Below are 6766 nucleotides of genomic sequence, written 5' to 3'. Positions count from 1 at the left end.
GCCATCGACGGCGTACCCGACTCGCTGGCCGCCGCGGTTTCGGCCGCCCAGAGTCGGCCGCCCACCACCTCGGCGAAACCGGCCAGCCAGGAGCGCCGGAAGGCCGCGGGGTGGTCGTCGGCCGGCAAGCGTCAGCAGGCAGTCCGGGAGCAGCCCATCCGCCGCCGCCGCGCCGAACAGGGCCTCACCGGTGGGTTCGTCCTGATTCGCGTACGCACTGACGAAGCGGGCCACCCAGCGGGTGTCGTACCCGGCCTGGTCGATCCCCGGGAAGTCGAGCGCCGCCCCGCTCGCCGCCGGCGCGTCACCGAGCATTGTCGCCGCCAGGCACCAGGCGACCCCGTACGCGCCGCTCAGGCCGGCCCGGTCGACGACCGCGTCGAACGCTCCCACCACCGCGTCTCCATCGCCGGTCAGCGCCGAACGGAGCACGGCGGCCGCGTCATCGAACGTCTGCTGTGGTAGGTCGGTCACTCAGCGCACAGTAGGACGGGTGGTCAAGTCCCCCAGCAACCGTCACTGTCCGTGTTCAATGCGAGCGACCTGCGCATTACGCCGCCTCCACGGTCCCGCCGCCGGCCTCGGCACGCTAATGTGCGCAGCGGACCTTCGCCGGAGGAAGGACGACCCATGTTCGTAACACGCCGCTCGCGGGTAGCCACACTGGCTGCCTGCGCGACGATCCTGCTCGCCACGAGCGCTTGCGGGGATGACAAGCCCGAGGAGGCAAGCGCCCAACAGGTGCGCCTCTACGGCACGGACGGCAACATGCTCAACTCCTATCCTGCCGAGTTGAAGGAACGGGCGAGCCTCGTCGACGGGATGAAGGGCACCACGCCGCTCACCCCGCTGCCCGACGACTTCAAGAGCCGGCTACGGGCCGTCAATCCGGCGCTGACGGACTACCTCTACTCCGCCGAGACGTACGACGCGGTGGTGATCGCCGTGCTCGCCGCGCAGTTGGCCGGCAGCACCAACCCGGCGGACATCGCCAAGCAGATCGTCGGTGTGACCAACGACGGGCAGCGCTGCGAGGACCCCGCCAGCTGTCTCGCGTTGGCCCGTAACGGGCAGGACATCGAGTACCGCAGCGTCTCGCTGACCCGGGCGGGGTTCACCGACAAGGGCGAGCCGGCCACCGCGAGCTACGCCACGCTGACCTTCGACGGGCAGCAGATCAACGACGGCAAGACCGAGTTCGTCGGCGCCGGCATCGAGTCGGCGGCGAGCACCAAGACGCCGCCGAGGCCGAAGAAGCAGCGCGCCGGTGGGGACCCCGACCAGGAGCCGCTGGTCCTGGGCGGCCTGCTGCCGAAGACCGGTGACCTCGCGATCGCCTATCCCCCGATGGCCGCCGGCGCCGCGCTGGCGATCAAGGAGATCAACGCCGCGGGTGGCGCCCTGGGCAAGCCGGTGACGTGGAAGGACGGCGACGACGGCACCAGCCCGGCGGTGGCCAAGGCGACGGTGGCCAAGCACGTGACGGACGGCGTCAGCGTGATCATCGGCGCGGGTGGTTCGGGTATCTCCCGGGAGGTGCTGCCGGACGTGGTGCAGGCCGGGAAGATCCTCTTCTCCCCGTCCAACACCGACAGCGGCCTGACCGACGTGGAGGACAAGGGCCTCTACTTCCGCACCGCCCCGCCGGACAGCCTCCAGGGCCGGGCACTGGCCGACGTGATCCTCCGCGACGGGTCCCAGAAGATCGTCATCGTCGCCCGCAAGGACTCCTACGGCGAGGGCCTGCAGGCCACCGTCCGCGACGAGCTGGCCAAGGCGGGCATTCCCGACGACCGGCTCAAGCTGCTGACGTACGAGCCGCCGGCCGACGCGAAGGCGGCCCCGGTCGACTTCAGCGGCGGCGCGAAGGAGATCAAGGAGTTCGGTGCGGACGCCGTACTGATCATCGGTTTCGGTGAGTCCGCCCAGGTGATCCGCGGCCTGGCCGACGCCGGGGTGCAGATCGGGCAGTAAGCAGGATCCGAGGCCCACGACGGCCGCACCGGCTTCCCGCCGGTGCGGCCGTTTTCGGGTACGGGGTCAGCGGGGCCGGCGGCGCTGCAGGAACTCGGTCATCCGGCGGTGCTTCTCCTCGTCCTCGAAGAGCACCGCCTGGCTGACCAGGTCGAGGTGCGGGTGCGCGGCGGCCGGCGCGTCCACCGCCAGCTTGGTCAGCCGCACGGCCAACGGTGAACCCAGGGCGATCTCGTCCAGCACCGCGTGCGCCACCGGCAGCAGCTCGTCGGGCTTGTCCACCACCCGGTTCACCAGGCCGATCCGCAGCGCCTCCTCGGCGTCCACCCGCCGGCCGGTGAAGAGCAGCTCCTTGGCCCGACCCTCGCCGATCAACGCGGGCAGCCGGTGGGTCGCGCCGGCGCCGGCCAGGATGCCCAACCGCACCTCCGGCTGCCCGAAGACCGCCCGGCCCGTGCACACCCGCAGATCGCAGGCGTACGCCAGCTCCGCGCCACCGCCCAACGCCGGGCCGTCGACGGCCGCCACCGTCGGCATCGGCAGCGCCCGGATGCGGGCGAAGGCGGCCGAGTTGATCGCGGCGAGGGCGTCGGTGCGACCCCTCTCGCGGAGCTGGCCGATGTCGGCGCCACCGGCGAAGATGCCCGCCGTGCCACCGGTGAGCAGCAGCAGACGCGGACGGGCTTCCAGCTCGGCGCAGACCTGGTGCAGCTCGGCGATCAGGTCGGCGTCGATGGCGTTGCGCTTCTCCGGCCGGTCCAGGGTGACCATCAGCCGGTCCGGCCGCTCCTCGATCCGCAGCCCGCTCACTGTTTGACACCGCCTTCCCAGCGGTAGAAGCCGTGCCCTGACTTCTTACCCAGCCGCCCGGCGGCCACCATCTCCTCCAGCAGCGGCGGCGGCGCGAACCGGTCCCCGTACGCGGCCTGGAGGGTGCGGGCGATGTCCAACCGCACGTCCAGGCCGACCAGGTCGGTGAGCTCCAACGGCCCGATCGGATGCCGGTAGCCGAGCACCATGGCCTTGTCGATGTCCGCCGGGCTGGCCACCTCGTCGGCGACCATCCGGATCGCCTCCAGGCCGAGGGTGACCCCGAGCCGGGAGGTGGCGAAGCCGGGCAGGTCGCGTACGACGACGGGGTCCTTGCCCAGCCGGCCGGCGAGCGCGACGGCCGCGGCGGTGGTCTCCTCGGCGGTGGCCGGGCCGACCACGATCTCCAGCAGCGTCATCGCCCAGACCGGGTTGAAGAAGTGCAGGCCGAGGAAGCGCTCGGGCGCGTCCAGCCCGGCGGCCAGCGCGCCGATGGCGATGCTGGAGGTGTTGCTCCCCAGCAGCTCCGGGCGCAGCGCGGCGGCATCCCGCAGCACCGCCCGCTTCAGATCGAGGCGCTCCGGCACCGCCTCCACGATCACCTGGGGGGCGGGTGCCACCTCGGCGAGGGTGGGGCGCAGCGTCACCCGCTGTCGGTTCGCGGCGGCCTCGTCGGCGCTCAGCTTCCCGCGCTGCACCGCCCGCTCCCACAGCTCGGCGAGCCGGTTCTGCGCGGCCGCGCCCCGCTCGGGGTCCACCTCGACCACCTCGACGGCGTGTCCGGCGCCGGCCGCCACGTACGCGATTCCGAGCCCCATGGTGCCGGCCCCGACGACCACGAAACGATCGCTCATCACGCCTCCCTGCCCCGCCCGCCGACGCGCGGGGTCGCCGCCACGCCGGCCCGGGTGTCCCGCCCGCTCCGCTCGCTCATGCTGCGACAGTAGACAGCGCGACGACCCGGCCCATGCGTGGGGGAGCGCCGGATCGGGTACTGACGGCCCGTCAACCGAGGGAAGGACCGCATCGAGATGAGCCAGGCACCGGAGAGCGTCACCGAGGGGGAGATCGTGGAGACCCGAGGCGACGAGCGGGTCGAACTGTTGCGCGCCGACACCAACAACGACGGTCAGACCGACGTGTGGGTGGTGGACACCGACGGCGACGGCAAGGCCGACCTGTTCCAGTTCGACACCGACGGCGACGGCAAGGTGGACATCACCATGGTCGACATCGACGAGGACGGCCAGCCGGACGAGGTGGTCGACGGCGACGGCGGTCTGCCGCCCGAGCAGCTCCCCCCGACCGTCCAGGTCTGAGACGTACGACGGCCCCCGCCTCCGCGCCGCGGAACGCGGGGGCCGTCGCTCAGCCGACGAGGCGCAGGGTGGCCAGGTAGTAGGGGGCGTCGCGGTCGTCCACATCGGTCAACCGCCAGCCGGTGCCGTGCACCAGGGCGGCGAACTCGTCCGCCGAGCAGACCAGGTAGTCGAACCATTCGGTGCTCAACTCGCGGTAGCGCAGCCGCAGCCGCAGTTGGCCACCGAGCCGGCCGCGCCGACGGTTGCGCTCGTGGTAGCCGGTGTGCACCGGGTCGCGGGTGCCGTACGGGTCGGTGCCCTGCGCGATGATCTGTGCCCCGGGTCGGGCCAGCGCGGCGAGCGCGGCCAGGAACCCGGGGGCGCGCTCCCGCCCCTCGAACAGTCCGAGGTTGTTACCGAGCAGCAGGAACGTGTCGTACCGGGCGCCGTCGGCGACGTGCGTCTCGACGGTGCCGTGCACCAGCCGCCGGACCCCGCGCCGCCGGCACACCTCCAGCGCGCCGGCGGAGGTGTCCAGCCCGGTGACCGGTACGCCGCGCTCCTGGAGGTGCAGCGCGATGCGGCCGGCTCCGGTGCCGATGTCCAGCATCTCGCCGTGCGCCCGGTCCACCGCGCGGTGGTCGTACGGCTGCCACTGCGCCGGCCCGTCCAGGTAGTGCGCGGCCGGAGCGCCGTTGATCAGCCCGTCGTCCCGTTCGATGATCTCGATGACCGGTCGCGGTAGCCGGCCACCGACCAGGGGTCGGGGGCCCACTCCGGTGGCCACGGCGAGCGTGTCCTGCAGCAGTTCGCCGATCACGTCACCGATTAGAGGCTCAACCGTCACGACGTTCACGCTATCTGGCCACTCAGCGGCCCGCGCCGGTCGTATCCTGGCGGCGTGACCATGCTGGACCGGCTGTCGGCCGAGAAGTACATCCTGCTCACGACCTTCCGTAAGGACGGTCGGGCGGTGCCGACCCCGGTCTGGGCGGTACGCGACGGTGACGCGTTGGCGGTCTGGACCCGGGCCGACTCGGGGAAGGTGAAGCGGATCCGCCGCAACGGCGACGTGACGGTGGCGCCGTGCGACGTGCGCGGTCGGCCACACGGGGCGGAGGTGTCAGCTCACGCGACGATCTACGGGGGTGGTGACACCGGTCGGGTCCGCGACCTGCTCAAGCACAAGTACCGCCTGATCGGTCGGCTGAGCCTGTTGGGCAGCCGGTTGCGCCGCGGCGAGGGCGGCACGGTCGGCATCCGGGTGACGTTGGCCGAGCCGCGGCGCTGATCCGCTGCCGGCGTCGTGCTCGGCGGGCATGGAAAGGGGCGGCGGATCGAGATCCACCGCCCCTGCCCAAAAACTGTTGCCGGCTCAGTCGCCCTGCCGCTGCTGCGGGATCTGGCCCTGCAGCAGCGCCCTGACCTCCGACTCGCGGTACCGACGGTGGCCACCCAGGGTGCGGATGGCACTGAGCTTGCCAGCCTTGGCCCAACGGGTCACCGTCTTCGGGTCGACCCGGAACATCGACGCCACCTCGGCCGGCGTGAGTAGCGGCTCTGGTTCGTGCGTTCGCGATGCCATCGGTCACTCCTCCACATGTATAGACATCGGCCGGGGTCCCGCCGGCCGACGCGTCTCCCATGGTCCGGCTAGTCCCCGATGTCCGACATGGGCCGAACGGATGAAGGTCCCTAGACGGACGGATGAACCATGCCCGATTTTTACGACTTTTACACGGCAGAAAGTACCTTATTGGGACTCATGATCACGGTTCGTGATGCGTCAACTACGAGCGCAACTCACCTTGGGAGCGCTCCTAGGGTGATATGCCCTAGTTGCACCGCTCCAGCAGCTGCACCGCGCGCCACCGTGCCACCAACTTGTCGTACGCGGCGGACGCCTCCTCGGCCTCGCCGCGCGACAGCCCGGCGAGGCCGCCGGCGACCAGCTCGGGCGAGTCGTCAGCGGCCAGGGTCTCGTCGGAGAGCAGGTCGACCAGACCCCCGTAGTCCAACTCGACCATGGACCGTGGGTGGAACTCCTCCAGCCAGCGGGCCGCCTCCTCCACCGCCTCGGTGATCGGCGCCTCGCCCACCGACTTGCGCAGCACCGACAACGCCCGGGACGAACGGCGTCGGGCCTTGGAGATCTCGGTGCGGTAGCGCAGCGCCCGCCGGCCCGGCTGGGTGACCAGGTCCCGCTCCGTCGGGTCGAAGAGCACGAACCACCGCAGCGGTACGCCCCAGGTGGCGATCTGCTCGTGCACCCGGGGCACCCCGTGCTCCAGCACCCGGGCGCCACTGCGCCAGTCATCCACCACCGCCCTGGCCTGCCCCGCGAGCACCGGCGGCACGAAGGCGTCGGCGAGCACCGAGGGCACCCCGTCCCGGGCGCTGAGCGCGGCCTCAGCGACCCGGATGCGCAAGTTCCACGGGCAGACCAGCAGGCTGTCGTCCGTCTCCAGGACGTACGCCTCCTCCGGCAGGTCGGGCAGCCGGGTCCAGCCGGCGCCCAGCGCCTCGATCACCGCCGTCCGCTGCCGACCGGGCCCTTCGACCGGGCCGATCGCGCGCCCCTCCGAGACGTACCGGCGCCAGTAGCTCTGCCGGTCTCGATCGAAGGCGGCCAACGGTTCGTACACGCGCAGGTAAGAAGCGAAGAGCGACGGCACCGCGCG

Annotated in this window: 8 protein-coding genes and 1 pseudogene; 3 read left to right on the top strand and 6 right to left on the bottom strand. The window is 71.8% G+C overall.

The features are described from left to right. Positions 1–120 precede the first annotated feature (120 nt). Positions 121–474: pseudogene (locus KBX26_RS30375) on the bottom strand (hypothetical protein); the annotation flags it as partial. A 156-nt stretch (positions 475–630) separates the two neighbouring features. On the opposite strand from KBX26_RS30375, the gene KBX26_RS30370 reads away from it, so the two are divergent. Then, a complete protein-coding gene (locus tag KBX26_RS30370; protein WP_030332221.1) occupies positions 631–1974 on the top strand; it encodes an ABC transporter substrate-binding protein in 1344 nt (447 codons plus the stop codon). Positions 1975–2040: 66 nt separating this feature from the next. On the opposite strand, the gene KBX26_RS30365 is transcribed toward KBX26_RS30370, so the two are convergent. Beyond that, the gene (locus KBX26_RS30365) at positions 2041–2784 is read right to left on the bottom strand and encodes an enoyl-CoA hydratase/isomerase family protein (protein WP_210866974.1); all 744 of its coding nucleotides are present in this window, start codon (positions 2782–2784) and stop codon (positions 2041–2043) included. Beyond that, positions 2781–3638 (bottom strand): 3-hydroxyacyl-CoA dehydrogenase family protein, encoded by an 858-nt coding sequence (locus KBX26_RS30360; RefSeq protein WP_210866973.1) that lies wholly within the window; start codon positions 3636–3638, stop codon positions 2781–2783. Before KBX26_RS30360 ends, KBX26_RS30365 begins: the two co-directional genes overlap by 4 nt. 177 nt (positions 3639–3815) lie before the next feature. On the opposite strand from KBX26_RS30360, the gene KBX26_RS30355 reads away from it, so the two are divergent. Then, positions 3816–4103 carry a hypothetical protein gene (locus KBX26_RS30355; protein ID WP_030332216.1) on the top strand — a complete coding sequence of 96 codons (288 nt, stop codon included), beginning with the start codon at positions 3816–3818 and terminating at the stop codon, positions 4101–4103. 49 nt (positions 4104–4152) lie between these two features. On the opposite strand, the gene KBX26_RS30350 is transcribed toward KBX26_RS30355, so the two are convergent. Continuing rightward, positions 4153–4932 (bottom strand): bifunctional 2-polyprenyl-6-hydroxyphenol methylase/3-demethylubiquinol 3-O-methyltransferase UbiG, encoded by a 780-nt coding sequence (locus KBX26_RS30350; protein ID WP_030332213.1) that lies wholly within the window; start codon positions 4930–4932, stop codon positions 4153–4155. Between the two features lie 54 nt (positions 4933–4986). Between KBX26_RS30350 and KBX26_RS30345 the strand changes: the two genes are divergently transcribed. Continuing rightward, positions 4987–5376 carry a PPOX class F420-dependent oxidoreductase gene (locus KBX26_RS30345; protein ID WP_030332212.1) on the top strand — a complete coding sequence of 130 codons (390 nt, stop codon included), beginning with the start codon at positions 4987–4989 and terminating at the stop codon, positions 5374–5376. An 84-nt stretch (positions 5377–5460) separates the two neighbouring features. Here KBX26_RS30345 and KBX26_RS30340 read toward each other — a convergent pair whose 3' ends face one another. Together KBX26_RS30340 and KBX26_RS30335 are read right to left on the bottom strand one after the other, a co-directional pair. Continuing rightward, complete coding sequence (locus tag KBX26_RS30340) at positions 5461–5670, bottom strand: BldC family transcriptional regulator (protein WP_007073996.1); 210 nt, start codon at positions 5668–5670, stop codon at positions 5461–5463. Positions 5671–5920: 250 nt separating this feature from the next. Next, entirely contained in the window at positions 5921–6760 is an 840-nt protein-coding gene (locus KBX26_RS30335) for a hypothetical protein (protein ID WP_030332210.1), read from the bottom strand. Positions 6761–6766: the final 6 nt, after the last annotated feature.

The organism is Micromonospora sp. C97 (assembly GCF_018070385.1).
Classification (GTDB): domain Bacteria; phylum Actinomycetota; class Actinomycetes; order Mycobacteriales; family Micromonosporaceae; genus Micromonospora; species Micromonospora parva.
The sequence above is the reverse complement of the archived record's forward strand: the minus strand, read 5'-3'. Positions and strand labels throughout refer to the sequence as shown.